The sequence below is a fragment of the Subtercola sp. RTI3 genome, from assembly GCF_035018625.1.
Lineage (GTDB): Bacteria > Actinomycetota > Actinomycetes > Actinomycetales > Microbacteriaceae > Subtercola > Subtercola vilae.
Window position 1 is genome coordinate 23217 of record NZ_JASJXO010000018.1, and the last position, 15510, is coordinate 38726.

General features: G+C 59.3%; 15 protein-coding genes and 2 tRNA genes. 10 read left to right on the forward strand and 7 right to left on the reverse strand.

The window, feature by feature from the left end:
- Nucleotides 1-161: 161 nt before the first annotated feature.
- From rsmG to rpmH, 6 genes are all read right to left on the reverse strand, one after another.
- A complete protein-coding gene (gene rsmG / locus QN358_RS08900; protein WP_136640342.1) occupies nucleotides 162-788 on the reverse strand; it encodes a 16S rRNA (guanine(527)-N(7))-methyltransferase RsmG in 627 nt (208 codons plus the stop codon).
- Between the two features lie 340 nt (nucleotides 789-1128).
- On the reverse strand, nucleotides 1129-1632 hold the full coding sequence (locus QN358_RS08905) for a protein jag (protein WP_237280196.1): 504 nt from the start codon (nucleotides 1630-1632) through the stop codon (nucleotides 1129-1131).
- A 140-nt stretch (nucleotides 1633-1772) separates the two neighbouring features.
- Nucleotides 1773-2747: a membrane protein insertase YidC gene (gene yidC, locus QN358_RS08910; RefSeq protein ID WP_136640201.1), complete on the reverse strand. Its 975-nt coding sequence runs from the start codon at nucleotides 2745-2747 to the stop codon at nucleotides 1773-1775.
- Between the two features lie 8 nt (nucleotides 2748-2755).
- Nucleotides 2756-3067 carry a membrane protein insertion efficiency factor YidD gene (gene yidD, locus QN358_RS08915; protein WP_136640200.1) on the reverse strand — a complete coding sequence of 104 codons (312 nt, stop codon included), beginning with the start codon at nucleotides 3065-3067 and terminating at the stop codon, nucleotides 2756-2758.
- Nucleotides 3064-3492 carry a ribonuclease P protein component gene (gene rnpA, locus QN358_RS08920; protein ID WP_136640199.1) on the reverse strand — a complete coding sequence of 143 codons (429 nt, stop codon included), beginning with the start codon at nucleotides 3490-3492 and terminating at the stop codon, nucleotides 3064-3066. The genes yidD and rnpA overlap by 4 nt, the downstream gene beginning before the upstream one ends.
- A 25-nt stretch (nucleotides 3493-3517) precedes the next feature.
- Nucleotides 3518-3655, reverse strand: a complete 138-nt coding sequence (gene rpmH, locus QN358_RS08925; RefSeq protein ID WP_055810406.1) for a 50S ribosomal protein L34 — start codon at nucleotides 3653-3655, stop codon at nucleotides 3518-3520.
- A 324-nt stretch (nucleotides 3656-3979) separates the two neighbouring features.
- On the opposite strand from rpmH, the gene dnaA reads away from it, so the two are divergent.
- The 10 genes from dnaA to QN358_RS08975 all read left to right on the forward strand — a co-directional run bounded on the left by dnaA (nucleotide 3980) and on the right by QN358_RS08975 (nucleotide 14854).
- Entirely contained in the window at nucleotides 3980-5401 is a 1422-nt protein-coding gene (gene dnaA / locus QN358_RS08930) for a chromosomal replication initiator protein DnaA (RefSeq protein WP_136640198.1), read from the forward strand.
- 353 nt (nucleotides 5402-5754) lie between these two features.
- The gene (dnaN, locus tag QN358_RS08935) at nucleotides 5755-6900 is read left to right on the forward strand and encodes a DNA polymerase III subunit beta (protein ID WP_323512138.1); all 1146 of its coding nucleotides are present in this window, start codon (nucleotides 5755-5757) and stop codon (nucleotides 6898-6900) included.
- Between the two features lie 11 nt (nucleotides 6901-6911).
- The gene (gene gnd, locus QN358_RS08940) at nucleotides 6912-7799 is read left to right on the forward strand and encodes a phosphogluconate dehydrogenase (NAD(+)-dependent, decarboxylating) (protein WP_136640196.1); all 888 of its coding nucleotides are present in this window, start codon (nucleotides 6912-6914) and stop codon (nucleotides 7797-7799) included.
- Between the two features lie 30 nt (nucleotides 7800-7829).
- Complete coding sequence (recF, locus tag QN358_RS08945) at nucleotides 7830-9014, forward strand: DNA replication/repair protein RecF (protein WP_136640195.1); 1185 nt, start codon at nucleotides 7830-7832, stop codon at nucleotides 9012-9014.
- Complete coding sequence (locus QN358_RS08950) at nucleotides 9007-9513, forward strand: DUF721 domain-containing protein (RefSeq protein ID WP_136640194.1); 507 nt, start codon at nucleotides 9007-9009, stop codon at nucleotides 9511-9513. Before recF ends, QN358_RS08950 begins: the two co-directional genes overlap by 8 nt.
- Nucleotides 9514-9635: 122 nt before the next feature.
- Nucleotides 9636-11597, forward strand: a complete 1962-nt coding sequence (gyrB, locus tag QN358_RS08955; RefSeq protein WP_136640193.1) for a DNA topoisomerase (ATP-hydrolyzing) subunit B — start codon at nucleotides 9636-9638, stop codon at nucleotides 11595-11597.
- 27 nt (nucleotides 11598-11624) lie between these two features.
- Nucleotides 11625-14186: a DNA gyrase subunit A gene (gene gyrA, locus QN358_RS08960; RefSeq protein ID WP_323512139.1), complete on the forward strand. Its 2562-nt coding sequence runs from the start codon at nucleotides 11625-11627 to the stop codon at nucleotides 14184-14186.
- Nucleotides 14179-14586 carry a DUF3566 domain-containing protein gene (locus tag QN358_RS08965; RefSeq protein ID WP_136640191.1) on the forward strand — a complete coding sequence of 136 codons (408 nt, stop codon included), beginning with the start codon at nucleotides 14179-14181 and terminating at the stop codon, nucleotides 14584-14586. The genes gyrA and QN358_RS08965 overlap by 8 nt, the downstream gene beginning before the upstream one ends.
- A gap of 57 nt (nucleotides 14587-14643) precedes the next feature.
- Nucleotides 14644-14717, forward strand: a tRNA-Ile gene (locus QN358_RS08970).
- A 64-nt stretch (nucleotides 14718-14781) separates the two neighbouring features.
- Nucleotides 14782-14854, forward strand: a tRNA-Ala gene (locus QN358_RS08975).
- Between the two features lie 97 nt (nucleotides 14855-14951).
- Here QN358_RS08975 and QN358_RS08980 read toward each other — a convergent pair.
- Complete coding sequence (locus QN358_RS08980) at nucleotides 14952-15470, reverse strand: hypothetical protein (protein WP_136640190.1); 519 nt, start codon at nucleotides 15468-15470, stop codon at nucleotides 14952-14954.
- Nucleotides 15471-15510: the final 40 nt, after the last annotated feature.

Here is a 15510-nt window from a genome sequence, read left to right on the forward strand (position 1 = left end):
TCAGACAGCCTAGTTTCATGCGCTACAACGGCCCATCTCTAAGGTACCTGCCGCGCTACAAATATCGAAGCCGAGCGGCATGTCGGTGAGAAGTTTCACGTGAAACAATGAGGTCAGTGCCTCTGGACGCCCGCATCGATCGGCTATCGCGAAATTCAGACCTAACCTACGGTTGCGCGGATGACACGAGTGCTTTCGGCCAGCACTCCCACACCGAGATCCAGCACCTCGACATTGGTGAGCCTGAACTTGCGAATCGGTTTCGCAGCGGCCTCGATTTCGGCCTCGGCGCCGCTCCCCTTCATGAGAACCAGCTCGCCGCCGTGCTTCACCAGCGGAGCACACATCGGAATCAGTTTTCCGAAGGCACTCACAGCTCGAGCCGTAATCTGGTCGAGTCCTCCCGTGAAGCCAACGTCTTGGGCACGACCCCTGATTACGGTCACGTTCGCGAGCTCGAGTTCGGATGTCTGTTCATTCAGCCACTTCACGCGCCGCTCCATTGGTTCGATCAGAACGAACTCCACATCTGGACGAGCAATGGCGAGCACCAGGCCAGGCAGGCCGGCGCCACTGCCGATATCTCCCACTCGACCATGCTTCAGCAGGGGAGCGACCACAGCGCAATTCAACACGTGTCTCGTCCATAGACGCGGTAGCTCCATCGGACCGATAAGGCCGTATTCGTCACCGAATCTGACGAGGTTGGTCGTGAACGCGCGCGCTTTGGCTATATGTGGGCCGAATATCGTCGCGGCCGCTGCCGGCTCTGACTCGACGGTGTCAATGTCATAACGAACCCGTCCTGACTCATCGGGTGTGACGGCCGGTGAAGCAGCCACGGTCTGGCTGTCGTCGCCCAAGTTCTCTTCGTTCATTCGAAACCCACCGCTTTCTCTTCAGATCGCACCGTCCGCGCACTATCTAAACCACACCACGCACGATCTAAAACCACACCACGCACTATTAGTACTCAGCCCACGCACTATCTATACTCGCGCCGAGCGCCCGACCAATACCTCAGCCTACGCAGCGAACACCTCAGCTCGACCCGGCCTCACCACCCGAGTCTCGGGCAAAAAAATGGTGTGCCACCGATCAGATGCCACACCAATGTTTCACGTGAAACTACGCAGCCGAAATCACCGTGTGCCGGTCGCGGCCCTCACCCTCCGACGCCGACACGAACCCTCGTTCGGCCACGATGTCGTGAACCACCTTGCGTTCGTATGACGACATCGCTTCGAGAGAGACCGAGGCCTCCCCACCCACCTCGATACGATCAATGGCAGAACTGACCAAGCGTGCAAGCTCGGCCTCACGAATCTGGCGACTGCCGCCGACATCCAGAATCAGCCGAGAGAACCCGCCCGTCTTCGTCTGCACAGCCAGTCTGGTGAGTTCTTGGAGCGCCTGCACCGTGTCAGGCTGCGACAGGAGCCGAAGATTGCTGTCTTCTGAGGAGTTCACCGACACGTATGCCCGGCCACCGCGCGCATCGATGTCGATATCCCCATCGAGGTCGCAGATGTCGAGAAGCTCTTCGATGTAATCGGCCGCAATGTCGCCCTCTTCTTCGAGGTTGGCGGCAGAACTGGGTGCTACATGAGACTCGGCATCAGTGCCAGGAATCGATGCATCAATAGAACTGGTATTCGAATCTTGCCCGTCAAACGAATTCGAACGGATGTTCGAATTCGCTGATGGCACAGCCGGCGAGCCATCTGCCGCCCGAATGTCTTCGACTTCGGTAGTGATGTCAGTCACGTCACTCACTTCTTCTCACCTTGCTTCTTTGCTCTGTTTTTTCCTACCGGCTGCTGCCGTTGTGTCGTCTTCGGCGCCTCGAGAACGACATGGTCGATAGACCCGTCAGATGCCGTGGCGATGTTCAACTTACCCTTTTTGGCCAGCCGGATCTCTCGCGCCTTCGCGGCCTCACTACCGGGGGTGGGCATATTGCGAATGACCAGGAACTGCTGCCCCATGGTCCAGAGGTTGGATGTGAGCCAATAGAACATCACGCCCAGCGGGAACGAGAAGCCGGAGAACGCGAAGACGAGGGGAAGGATGTACAACAGAATGCGCTGCTGCTTGAACATCGGGCTGTTCTTAGCTTCGGGCGACTGATTGCGCGACATGATCTGCAATTGGGTGATGAACTGCGAGCCTGTCATCAGAATCACCATGATCACAGCGATCACCATCACCGCGACATTGCCGGTTCCCGTTGCCTGCTGGAAGCTCATGTGCAGGGGAGCGATACCGAACAGCTGTGCGTCACCGAACTGTCGAGCGAGTTGTGTATTCAGCAGCCCAACGCCAGCGTTGCCCTTCTGGGCATCATTCAGCACCGAGAACAGCGAGAAGAAGATAGGCATCTGAAGCAGAAGCGGTAGACACGAGCTCAGCGGGTTCGTTCCGGTGCGCTTGTAGAGCTCCATGGTCTCGCGAGACATCGCCTCGCGGGAGAACTGGTCTTTCTTGCCTTTGTACTTGTCTTGAATCTTCTTGAGCTGCGGAGCAACCTCGAGCATCTTGCGCTGACTCTTGATCTGCCGCACAAACACGGGGATCAACGCGGCACGAATGACAAGAACCATGCCAACGATGGAGAGAACCCAGGTGAGACCTTCGGCCGGATCCATACCCAGTGTTCCGAACAGGGAGTGGAATGACACGAGCAGCAGCTCGACGACCCATTTGATGGGCCAGAGTATGGTGCTGATGAATCCTGGAATGTCCATGCTTCGGGCTAGCCCTTTCCTTGGCTACTGGCTACGACGAAACCGAATCTGGTGACACGGAAGTGCGGTTTGCGAGCGGGAGGAACGTCGTCGATTCCTCCAGCGGCCCACGGGTGGCATCTGATGATGCGATAGATGCCCAGCACCGACCCCATCACCAGACCGCGTTGTTGGATTGCCTGCAAAGTGTAAGACGAACAGCTGGGGTAATACCTGCAAACGTCACCATAGAGCGGAGATATCACCGCTCGGTAGAAACGGAGGAAGAGCACTGCAAGATTGCGGGGTACAAGAAACACCCACAGGGCCACTGCCTTCATGCCGCCGAACCATTCGCTGAGTCGGTGGGCACTGAATCGGCAGCCGCAAACTGAGCAGGCGAGTCCGACGCCGCAGACAACGACGCCGTCGATAAAACAGACGCCTTACCCAGCGATTTGATCAGCTCGGCACGTAGTTGAGCAAATGAACGGGTTGCCGCCCCGGGAAGCGCCCTGATGACGACATCCGAGCCCGGAATCACCGTCGGCAGTAGCGAATAGCAGGCCGCCTTCAACCGTCGCCTCACACGATTACGTACGACAGCGACCCCGACCGACTTCGCAACGATGAATCCGAAGCGCGTGGGCGACCCGGAATCGCGACGAACGTACGTGACGGAATTGGGCGCGACGAACCTGGCACCTCGGCGCACAGCAGAACGATACTCATCTGCTGTGGTGATGCGAGAGGTTTTAGCCAGCACCGGAGCCCGAAATCAGGACTGTGTACTAAGCGGAGAGCTCGGTGCGACCCTTACGACGACGAGCCGAAAGAATCGATCGGCCGGCACGGGTGCGCATGCGAAGTCGAAAACCGTGCACCTTGGCGCGACGACGATTGTTGGGCTGAAAAGTTCTTTTGCTCATGATCTGTTTCTCCGTGGCCCAGCCGATATTGCCGGGAAGCTTTGTAAGGTGTGCCAACGCACACAAGTCAACTGATTAAAACTACGGCTTCGAACGCCAATGGTCAAACCGAAGCGGCACAAACGCCCAATTATCCACAGTCGCCTCGACGCCCTGCGATATGACACGCGGTTAGAGGAGACAATGAACTTGATCTAACTCATGCCAGTCATTAGCTTAGATGCTTAGGTTTGTGCCGGTGTTGTCAGGGGAATCGGTTACGCACACTTTGATCTTTCCCTCGCATTCGCCCGGGGCGGACCGATCCTTTTCGACAGGAGTTCCATGGCAGACGATTCCGCATCTCCGGAGGCGAATTGGCGCACAGTGTTGCATGCCCTATCGTCTGACGAACGCATCACCCCACAACTACACGGATTCCTCGGCCTGGTCGTTCCCAAAGGCATCATGGCCGGGTCTTTCTATCTCGAGGTTCCCAACGATCTGACCCGGGGAATGCTTGAGCAGCGTATCCGGGTGCCACTGCTCTCGGCTCTCGGAAAGCTCGACGATTCGTTCGGCGTCACGAACTTCGCCGTCGTGGTGAATCCCGACATCAATGGCTCCGACTACATCCAACCGGCCGAGATCGCCGTCGAGGCAGCTCCGGTGTACATCGAAACGAGCCCGGTTCAAGAAACCGTGGGCCCGCTGCGCAACAACGACACCAGGCTGAATCCGAAATACAGCTTCGACAACTTTGTCATCGGCGGCTCGAACCGATTCGCACACGCCGCTGCCGTCGCAGTGGCCGAGGCCCCGGCCAAGGCTTATAATCCGCTGTTCATCTACGGCGACTCCGGGCTCGGCAAAACACATCTGTTGCATGCCATCGGTCACTACGCCATGAGCCTTTACCCAGGGGTGCGGGTTCGATACGTCAGTTCAGAAGAGTTCACGAACGACTTCATCAACTCGATCGCCAACAACCGCGGCGCCGCCTTTCATTCGCGCTACCGCGACATCGACTTGCTGCTCATCGACGACATCCAGTTTCTGCAGGGCAAGGCTGAGACCCAGGAGGCGTTCTTCCACACCTTCAACACACTGCACGACCACAACAAGCAGGTGGTCATCACCAGCGACCTGCCGCCCAAGCATCTGACAGGATTCGAAGACCGCATGCGAACCAGGTTCGAGTGGGGCCTGATAACGGATGTTCAAACTCCTGACCTCGAGACCCGCATCGCCATCCTGCGAAAGAAAGCGCAGAGCGAGAAGCTGCAGGTTCCCGACGAGATTCTCGAATACATGGCAACGAAGGTGTCGTCGAATGTTCGGGAACTCGAAGGAACCCTGATCAGAGTCACCGCGTACGCGAGCCTCACCCGAAACCCTGTCGACCTCGCCCTGGTGCAGACTGTGCTGAAAGATCTCATCACACTCGACGACGACAACGTCATCGCACCGGTCGACATCATCGGCCACACGGCCGAGTACTTCAAATTGTCGGTAGACGACCTGTATGGCTCGTCACGTTCACAGGCCATCGCGACGGCCCGCCAGATTGCCATGTACCTGTGTCGGGAGCTCACCAGCCTCTCACTGCCCAAGATCGGCCAACTGTTCGGTGGACGCGACCACACGACCGTGATGTATGCGAACAATAAAATCGGCAAGTTAATGACCGAAAAGCGTTCCATTTACAACCAAGTGACCGAGATCAGCACCCGAATCAAACACAACCAGCGCTACAAAAGCGTGTGAACAACCAGTTTCCACATGTTGTGCACAACCCTGTGTATAAACCCTCTCGAAGTGTTGATGAGCTGTGGACGAGTGTGAGTAGTGCGTCAGCCCTCACTCGCTCACACAGGGTGAATTACAAGAAGTTTGTACTGCGTTTCAACAACTCACACGGTTGTAGTTCCCGCAGAATTACAGTGAAGTTCACGAGTTCTCCACATATCCACGTCGGTTAAGAAGATTAATCATTAATCAATTAATTAACTGGCCAATAACTTTTACCGCCGTCACAGCTGCACGACACGAACGTAGAGCGAGACGACTCAGCACCGGATAGCATTGACCGACCATTACGTAAACCTGAGGTGAAGCGCGTGAAGTTTCAAGCCAACAGAGACGTTTTCAGCGAGGCTGTGTCGTTCGCTGTGAAGCTTCTTCCCCAGCGCACCACGCTGCCGATTCTGAGCGGTGTTCTGATCGAGGCAAGCGGTGACGGTCTCACGCTTTCGTCGTTCGACTACGAAGTCTCATCTCAGACGCAAATCACCGCTGACGTCGAAGAACCGGGCCGGGTTCTCGTGTCGGGTCGACTGCTCTCAGACATCGCGAACCGGCTGCCGAACGCACCGGTGCGTTTTTACACGGAAGACAACCACATCATCGTCACGGCGGGTTCGGCGAAGTTCACACTTCTGAACATGCCTGTCGAGGAATATCCGAGCCTTCCGGTCGTGAACGAACAGTCCGGGCTCCTCAAGGCAGAAGACTTCTCGACTGCCATTGCCCAGGTCGCTGTTGCAGCTTCACGCGACGATGTCACACCGGTGATCACCGGTGTTCAGCTCGAAATATCGAACAACAGCCTGTCGCTTGTGGCGACAGATCGTTACCGCGTTGCCGTTCGCACGATCGAATGGGATTCAGGCACCTCGAGCATCGACACCGCAACGGCGCTCGTGCCGGCGAAGACGCTGCAGGAGATCGGCAAGACCTTCGGTAACAGCGGCACGATCTCTGTCGCCATCACCAACACAGACGAGCGCGAACTCATCGCGTTCAAGGCCGATCGCAAAACCGTCACGTCACTTCTCATCAAGGGCAACTTTCCGCCCGTCAAGCGACTCTTTCCCGAGACGGTCGATAACTACGCGGTCATCAACACCGCTGATCTCATCGAAGCCACTCGGCGTGTGTCACTCGTGCTCGAGCGCGAGGCCGCGCTGCGCTTCACCTTCACCATCGACGGGGTCACCCTCGAGGCCATCGGTTCAGAACAGGCGCAGGCCTCCGAATCGATCGACTCACTTCTCACCGGTACAGACACCGTTGTCTCTCTCAAGCCGCAGTTCCTTCTTGACGGTCTGGGCGCCGTGCACTCCGAATACGTGCGCATCTCGTTCACCAAGACCGACAACCCCAACAAGCCGGGACCCGTTCTCATCACCAGCCAGTCATCGAAAGACCAAGCTGGCTCCGATGACTACAAGTACTTGCTTCAACCCAACCTGCTGCTGCGCTAGGAGACACGAAGATGAACATCGGACTTATCGGCCTCGGAAAAATGGGGAACAACATGCGCGAGCGCCTGCGCAATGCAGGCATCGACGTGGTTGGCTACGACAGTAACCCCGCGGTCAGCGATGTTCCCGACCTGGCGGCTCTTGCGGCCGCGCTCACCGCTCCCCGCATCGTGTGGGCGATGGTTCCCGCGGGCAAGATCACCGATTCTGTGGTCAACGACCTCTCCGCGGTTCTCGAAGAGGGCGACCTCATCATCGATGGCGGTAACTCCCGCTTCACGGAAGACTTCAAGCATGCCGAAGAGCTTGCCCCCAAGGGCATCAGCTTTGTCGACGCCGGCGTCTCCGGCGGCGTGTGGGGCCTGAAGAACGGCTACGGCCTCATGGTGGGTGGCAAGAAAGAAGACATCGAACGGGCGATGCCCATTTTCGACGCGCTTCGCCCCGAGGGCCCGCGCGAAGAGGGCTTCGTGCACGTCGGCGAAGTCGGTGCAGGCCACTACGCCAAGATGGTTCACAACGGCATCGAGTATGCCCTCATGCAGGCCTATGCCGAGGGTTACGAGCTGCTCGACACCAAGAAAGACATCATCAAAGATGTCACAGGAACATTCAAGGCCTGGCAGCGCGGCACCGTCGTGCGCTCCTGGTTGCTCGAACTTCTCGTGCTCGCGCTTGAAGAAGACCCTGAATTCGTCGACATCGAAGGCTACGTCGAAGACTCCGGCGAGGGGCGATGGACCATCGAGGAAGCCATCGCGAACGCGGTACCCGTGCCCACGATCAGTGCATCGATCTTCGCTCGTTTCGTATCACGTCAAGACGATTCACCCGCGATGAAGGCCGTCGCGGCACTTCGCAACCAGTTCGGTGGTCACGCCGTGAAGAAGAACGACTAGTCGTTCACTCACGACCGCCACTGCCCTGAAGTGCTAGTTCGCCACCTCAGCCTCACCGACTTCCGAAACTACTCGGCGGCTGAGGTGGCGCTCCAGCCCGGTGCTAACCTCTTCGTCGGCAGCAACGGGCAGGGTAAGACGAACCTGGTCGAGGCGCTGGGGTACCTCAGCACACTCGGCTCGCACAGGGTGTCGAGCGATCAGGCCCTCATCCGGAGCACGACGCAGGCGGCGATCATCCGGGCCCGACTCGAACACCAGGGCCGCGAGGTTCTCGTCGAAGTGCAGATCAACAAGTCTGAGGCCAACCGGGCGCAGGTGAACCGCTCGATGGTCAAGATCCGCGAGATTCCGCGGTTCTTCTCCAGTGTTCTGTTCGCGCCAGAAGACCTCGCCCTTGTGCGGGGCGACCCGTCGGTGCGGCGAAAATTTCTCGATCAGCTTCTGGTGGCCCGAACTCCACGGCTTGCCGGCGTCGCCAGCGACTACGACCGTGTGCTTCGGCAGCGCAACACGCTGTTGAAATCTGCACGCAATTCCGGGGTGAAGGCCAACCAGCTGTCGACGCTCGAGATCTGGGATGATCGGCTCGTTGCTCTCGGTTCAGAGATCATCGCCGAGCGCGACGCCCTTGTCGCTCGGCTGCGGCCACACGTCGAGGCTGCGTACCTGGCGGTTGCCGGAGCAGATCACTCACCCCGGCTGATGAGTCGGTTGAGCATCCTCTCGTCGAATTCGACTGATGACGACACCGCCGACGCTGACGAAGCGTTGGTCGCCACCGATTCCCCCGTTATTCGTGCCGATATCGAGAGCGATTTTCGTGCAGCTCTCGTGCGATTGCGGCGACAGGAACTCGATCGGGGCATCACGCTCTGTGGGCCGCACCGCGACGATGTGGTTTTTCAGCTGAATGGCCTGCCCGCCAAAGGCTATGCGAGCCACGGTGAGTCGTGGTCGTTCGCGCTTGCTCTGAAAATAGCTTCCGCAGACCTGCTACGGGTCGATTCAACGAGCGGCGATCCGGTGGTGATTCTCGATGACGTCTTTGCAGAACTCGACCAAGCGAGGCGAACACGGCTCGCGGCCGCGGTGGCCGACTACGAGCAGGTTCTCATCACCGCCGCTGTCTTCGACGATGTGCCACCCGCGCTTGCCGCCCACACCGTGCACATCTCCGCCGGAACCATCGTCGACCCGGCCGCCGATGCCTGAGTCAGAGAAACCTGCCCCCTCGACCGAATCACAGTCGGTCTACTTGCGGTTCAAACAGGCCTTCGGCGATTCGAAGTCGATGAGCCGCCTAAAACTTCGGCAGAGCCGCATTCCCACGGGCGAATCGGTGCCGTATGGTCTGGGGCGCGACCCCAGGGGCATCAGTTCGGTTCTGGATGCCCTCACCGGCGACCTCGGCTGGAACGGTGCTCTGGCCAAGTCAGACCTGATGCTCGCGTGGAAAGAGATTGCCGGGGTCGACACGGCTGAGCACAGTCATCCGACAGGCATCACCGACTCTGTTCTGACCGTTCAATGTGACTCCACGGCGTGGGCGACTCAACTGCGTCACATGCGAACGATGATCATGACGCGCATCGTTCAGGAGTTCCCCGAAGCGGGCATCGAGTCGGTACGCTTTCTCGCCCCCGACGCCCCTTCGTGGAAAAGAGGCTCCAGATCAATTCCAGGGCGGGGCCCACGCGATACATACGGCTAGGGAGGCAAAACTGGTCACCCACCCGAAATAAACGCCCCAGATCGCCTTCAAAGCTCGGAAAGCGAAGTTAGTTTGGTAGAATAAATAGTCGCAATCCTTCTTTTTTTGGAGCCTATTTATATATGACATCCCCACTCGACCAGGCCGACTCCGAATCAGAATACGGTGCCGATGCAATCCAGATCCTCGAGGGTCTCGAGGCGGTTCGCAAACGGCCCGGAATGTACATCGGTTCGACCGGCCCACGGGGGCTGCATCACCTTGTCTACGAGGTGGTCGACAACTCGGTAGACGAGGCCTTGGCCGGCTACTGCGACACCATCGGCATCACGATGCGTGAAGACGGTGCCATTCGGGTCGTCGACAACGGTCGCGGCATTCCGGTCGACCTGAACAAGCACGAGAACAAGTCGACGGTCGAAGTGGTGCTGACCATCCTGCACGCCGGCGGCAAGTTCGGCGGCGGCGGCTACTCGGTCTCGGGTGGCCTGCACGGCGTGGGTATCTCCGTCGTGAATGCCCTGTCGGCAGAACTCGACGTCGAGGTTCGCCGCCAGGGTCACGTGTGGCGCCAGAGTTACAAGCACGGCGTGCCGCAGGAGCCGCTCGAAATGGGCGAGGCCTCGACCGAGACCGGTACGACGGTGACGTTCTGGCCGAGCCGCGAGACCTTCGAGACCGTCGAGTTCGACTACGAGACGTTGCGCGCCCGTTTTCAGCAGATGGCGTTTCTGAACAAGGGCCTCCGCATCACGCTCACTGACGAGCGAGGCGAAGAAGATGTGGTGGTCAGCTACCTCTATGAGAATGGCCTCGTCGACTACGTCGAATACCTGAACCGTACGAAGAAGAACGAGTTGGTGCACGACGAGGTCATCTCGTTCGAGAGCGAAGACACCGACCGTAAGATCTCGCTCGAAGTGGCTATGCAGTGGACGAACGGGTACACCGAGAGCGTTCACACGTATGCGAACACCATCAACACCCACGAGGGCGGTACCCACGAAGAGGGTTTCCGCGCCGCACTGACGTCGCTGGTGAACAGGTATGCACGTGAGAAGACCATCCTCAAGGAAAAAGACGAGAACCTCACGGGCGACGACGTACGTGAGGGTCTCACGGCGGTCATCTCTGTGAAGCTCGCCGAGCCGCAGTTCGAGGGCCAGACGAAGACGAAGCTCGGCAACACCGAGGCGAAGGCATTCGTTCAGCGGGTGGCCGGCAAAGAGCTCGCCGACTGGTTCGACCGCAACCCATCGCAGGCGCGCGAGATCATTAGAAAAGCCATCCAGGCCTCGCAGGCACGTATGGCCGCACGCAAGGCTCGTGAGCAGACCCGTCGTAAAGGGCTTCTCGAGGGTGGCGGCATGCCCGGCAAGCTCAAAGACTGCTCGAGCCGAGACCCCGCCAAGAGTGAGATCTTCATTGTGGAGGGCGACTCGGCCGGAGGTTCGGCCATTCAGGGCAGAAACCCGGAGACCCAGGCCATCCTGCCGCTGCGTGGCAAGATTCTGAACGTCGAGAAGGCGAGGCTTGACCGAGCCCTCGGCAACAACGAGGTTCAGGCCATGATCACCGCCTTCGGCGCGGGAATCGGTGAAGACTTCAACCCGGAGAAGGCCCGGTACCACAAGATCGTGCTGATGGCCGATGCCGACGTCGACGGCCAGCACATCACGACGTTGCTGCTCACGCTGGTGTTCCGCTACATGCGACCGCTCATCGAGCTGGGCTACGTCTACCTCGCCATGCCGCCGCTCTACCGCATCAAGTGGTCGAACGCGCCGCACGAGTATGTATACACCGACGCTGAGCGCGACGCGATGCTCGCGCACGGTGCCGCGTCGGGCAAGCGCATCCCCAAAGAGAATGCCATCCAGCGGTACAAGGGCCTCGGTGAGATGGACTACCGCGAGCTGTGGGACACCACGATGGACCCCGACACGCGAACCCTCCGCCAGATCACCCTCGACGACGCCGCTGCGGCCGACGAGGTCTTCTCAACACTGATGGGTGAAGACGTCGAATCGCGGCGCAACTTCATTCAGAAGAACGCCAAAGACGTTCGCTTCCTCGATATCTAATTCTTCTCCAACAGATCAAAGAGAACCATGACTGACGAAACCCCCACCGGTGACTCGATTGCGCCCGACTCACGCGGAATGACAACAGACCGCATCGAGCAGGTCGACCTTCAACTCGAGATGCAGCGCTCGTACCTCGACTACGCGATGAGCGTCATTGTCGGGCGCGCTCTGCCTGACGTGCGCGACGGTCTGAAGCCGGTTCATCGCCGCGTGATCTACGCGATGTACGACGGCGGCTACCGGCCCGACCGCGCGTTCTCGAAGTCTGCCCGTGTGGTGGGCGAGGTGATGGGGCAGTTCCACCCCCACGGTGACGCCTCCATCTACGACGCGCTGGTGCGTCTGATCCAGCCCTGGAGCCTGCGGTATCCGCTCGCACTCGGGCAGGGCAACTTCGGTTCGGCGGGCAACGACGGTGCTGCGGCCCCGCGGTACACCGAGACGAAGATGGCTCCGTTGGCGCTCGAGATGGTGCGCGACATCCAAGAGGAGACCGTCGACTTTCAAGACAACTACGACGGTCGTACGCTCGAGCCCATTGTGCTGCCGAGCCGTTTTCCGAACCTGCTCGTCAACGGGTCGGTGGGTATTGCCGTCGGCATGGCCACGAACATCCCACCACACAACCTGCGCGAGGTTGCCGCCGGTGCCATCTGGTACCTCGAGAACCCCGATGCGACGCGCGAAGAACTACAAGACGCGCTCATGCAGCGCATCAAGGGCCCCGACTTTCCCACCGGCGCTCAGATTCTCGGCGTGAAGGGTATTCACGACGCGTATCGCACGGGCCGTGGCTCGATCACCATGCGCGCTGTTGTGAGCGTCGAGGAGCTGCAGGGGCGCAACTGCCTGGTGGTCACCGAGTTGCCGTACCAGGTCAACCCCGACAACCTGGCCATCAAGATCGCCGAGCTCGTCAAAGACGGCAAGATCGGTGGCATCGCCGACATTCGCGACGAGACCTCCGGCCGCACCGGCCAGCGCCTCGTCATCGTACTGAAGCGCGATGCGGTGGCGAAGGTCGTGCTCAACAACCTCTACAAGCACACTTCACTGCAAGAGAACTTCGGCGCGAACATGCTCGCCATCGTCGACGGCATCCCCCGCACGCTGCCGATCGACGGGTTCATCACCGAGTGGGTCACGCACCAGATCGACGTCATCGTGCGTCGCACCCAGTTCCGCCTGCGCCGCGCCGAAGAGCGCATGCATATTCTGCGCGGGTACCTGAAGGCTCTGGATGCACTCGACGAGGTCATCGCGCTCATCCGCAGTTCTGACACTGTCGACGACGCACGCACCGGCCTCATGGCGCTGCTCGAGATCGACGAAGTTCAGTCTGACGCCATTCTGACCATGCAGCTGCGTCGGCTGGCTGCCCTCGAACGCCAGAAGATCGCCGATGAGGCAGCCGAGCTCCAAGTCGAGATCGACGCATTCCACGTGATCCTCGGCAGCCCGGCTCGCCAGCGCGAGATCATCACCGAAGAGCTCACCGAGATCGCCACGAAGTTCGGCGACGACCGCCGCACCGAGATCATGTTCGGTTTCGACGGCGACATGAACATGGAAGACCTCATCCCCGAAGAGGAGATGGTGGTCACCGTCACGCGCGGCGGCTACATCAAGCGCACGCGCAGCGACAACTACCGCAGCCAGCACCGCGGTGGCAAAGGCGTGAAGGGTGCCCAGCTGCGTGCAGACGACGTGGTCGAACACTTCTTCGTGACCACAACGCACCATTGGCTGCTGTTCTTCACCACCACAGGGCGCGTGTATCGAGCGAAGGCCTACGAGCTGCAGGAGGCCGGCCGCGACGCGAAAGGCCAGCATGTCGCCAACCTGCTGGCCCTCGGGCCCGATGAGCAGATCGCCCAGGTTCTCGACATTCGCGACTACAAGGCTGCGACGTACCTGGTACTCGCCACTCGGGATGGCCTGCTGAAGAAGACTGCGCTCAGCGAGTACGACACCAACCGCTCGGGTGGCATCATCGCCATCAACCTGCGGGAGGGCGACGAGCTGGTCTCAGCACTGCTCGTCGAAGAAGACTCCGATGTGCTCCTGGTGTCGAAGAAGGGCATGTCGATTCGGTTCACCGCCTCGAACGAGGCGCTTCGGCCGATGGGCCGCTCGACGGCCGGTGTCATCGGTATGAAATTCAGAGACGAAGACGTTCTGCTCGACGCGTCTGTGGTTTCAGAGGCCGGGTTCGTGTTCGTTGTGACCGAGGGCGGTTACGCCAAGCGCACGTCAGTGGAGCAGTACCGGCTACAGGGCCGGGGGGGCCTTGGCATCAAAGTCGCCAAGCTTCAGGATGAACGGGGCGAACTTGCGGGTGCGCTCATCGTCGACGAAGAAGACGAGGTCTTGGTGGTTCTTGCCAGCGGCAAGGTGGTACGCTCTGCCGTGGCCGAAGTCCCGGCCAAAGGCCGAGACACCATGGGTGTTGTCTTCGCGCGATTCGCCGATGAAGATCGCATAATCGCGCTGGCCAAAAACACCGAACGCACCGTAGTTTCAGACCCTGACGCAGAACCGCAGACGTCTGAAGATGCCGGAGAGGAAGCACCGACCGATGAGTAACGTAGCTGAAAAGCTTGCAAAGAAGTCATCACGGCCCACACAGACCAAGCAGGTGCGCCTGCGCCTGGTGTACGTCGACTTCTGGTCGATTCTCAAGATCTCGTTTCTGTGGTCGATCGTGCTCGGTATCGTCACCGTCGTCGCCGCGTTTCTGATCTGGTCGCTGCTGCAGCAGACCGGTGTGTTCGACTCGGTGAACAAGCTGCTGGTAGAGATTGCCGGAACGGGCAATGTGAGCGTCGACCAGTTCGCCTCGCTCGGCCAGGTGATGGGGTTCGCGGTGATTGTGGCCATTCTCGACATCATCGTAATCACGGCTCTTGGCGCGATCTCGGCTGTTCTCTACAATCTGACCGTCAAGATCACAGGTGGAGTGATGCTCGGTTTCACGAATAAGTAGGTTTTGGGTAGTATTACAAAGTTGCGTTTTACGAAAACGAAACGCAACTGCCCAAGCGGGGGTATAGCTCAGTTGGTTAGAGCGCTTCACTGATAATGAAGAGGTCCCAGGTTCAAATCCCGGTACCCCCACTGTGTTAGCTAAATAGTGCGTCTCAGAACACGGTGTGCTCTGAGACATGCGTTTGGCGCATTGGGGGCCTTAGCTCAATTGGTAGAGCGCCTGCTTTGCAAGCAGGAGGTCAGGAGTTCGATTCTCCTAGGCTCCACTGAATTATTTGTCTCGCCGGGCAGGGACCGGCGAGACTGAATTGCACAAAAGAAGCCCGGCACCTCGATGAGGGCCGGGCTTCTCTTGTGTTTGAGCTACGAGGCGGGGGTGGCGTCGATCTCGTCTTCGCTGATCCAGAGCTCGTCATCGGCGCGGAAGGTCTGCCAGACGGCGTAACCGATGCCGACCAGTGCCACCGTGCCGGTGATGATCGCAGCATAGGCGCCGAGGTGCGACGATTTCTTGGCGGGCTTGGGGGCGACTTTGGCGATGGCCTTCTTCACCGAAGTGTTGTCGCTGACGTGAAAGACGTCGGCGGCCGATGTGAGTGTGCTGCCGAGCGCCGGCAGAACGTCGGAGGCCCACTTGGAACGCACCTGGTCGCCGGCAACCTTGGCTGCAGCGATGTTGCGGGCAATGGTCGGTGCAATGGAGTCGGTCGCGGTCTTCACGCGCGGCACAACTTCTTCTTTGGTCAGCTCGCCGAGCTGAAGCTTCGCCTCACGCGCGACGTGGTTGGCACGGTCGAGAATGCTCTGCTGGTCGAACCAGAGATCCTCGGCGCTGCTGCGCAGACGCTTGAGTGCCTTTTGGCGCTTACGGGTGAGACTCATCAGAAACCTCCATCGGCTACGAACGCGGTAGATCACAATC

Coding starts and splice junctions, on each gene's coding strand:
- yidC (WP_136640201.1), bottom strand. CDS start 2,747: ATGGACATTCCAGGATTCATCAGCACCATACTCTGGCCCATCAAATGG.
- yidD (WP_136640200.1), bottom strand. CDS start 3,067: ATGAAGGCAGTGGCCCTGTGGGTGTTTCTTGTACCCCGCAATCTTGCA.
- rpmH (WP_055810406.1), bottom strand. CDS start 3,655: ATGAGCAAAAGAACTTTTCAGCCCAACAATCGTCGTCGCGCCAAGGTG.
- dnaA (WP_136640198.1), top strand. CDS start 3,980: ATGGCAGACGATTCCGCATCTCCGGAGGCGAATTGGCGCACAGTGTTG.
- gnd (WP_136640196.1), top strand. CDS start 6,912: ATGAACATCGGACTTATCGGCCTCGGAAAAATGGGGAACAACATGCGC.
- QN358_RS08950 (WP_136640194.1), top strand. CDS start 9,007: ATGCCTGAGTCAGAGAAACCTGCCCCCTCGACCGAATCACAGTCGGTC.
- gyrB (WP_136640193.1), top strand. CDS start 9,636: ATGACATCCCCACTCGACCAGGCCGACTCCGAATCAGAATACGGTGCC.
- gyrA (WP_323512139.1), top strand. CDS start 11,625: ATGACTGACGAAACCCCCACCGGTGACTCGATTGCGCCCGACTCACGC.
- QN358_RS08965 (WP_136640191.1), top strand. CDS start 14,179: ATGAGTAACGTAGCTGAAAAGCTTGCAAAGAAGTCATCACGGCCCACA.
- QN358_RS08980 (WP_136640190.1), bottom strand. CDS start 15,470: ATGAGTCTCACCCGTAAGCGCCAAAAGGCACTCAAGCGTCTGCGCAGC.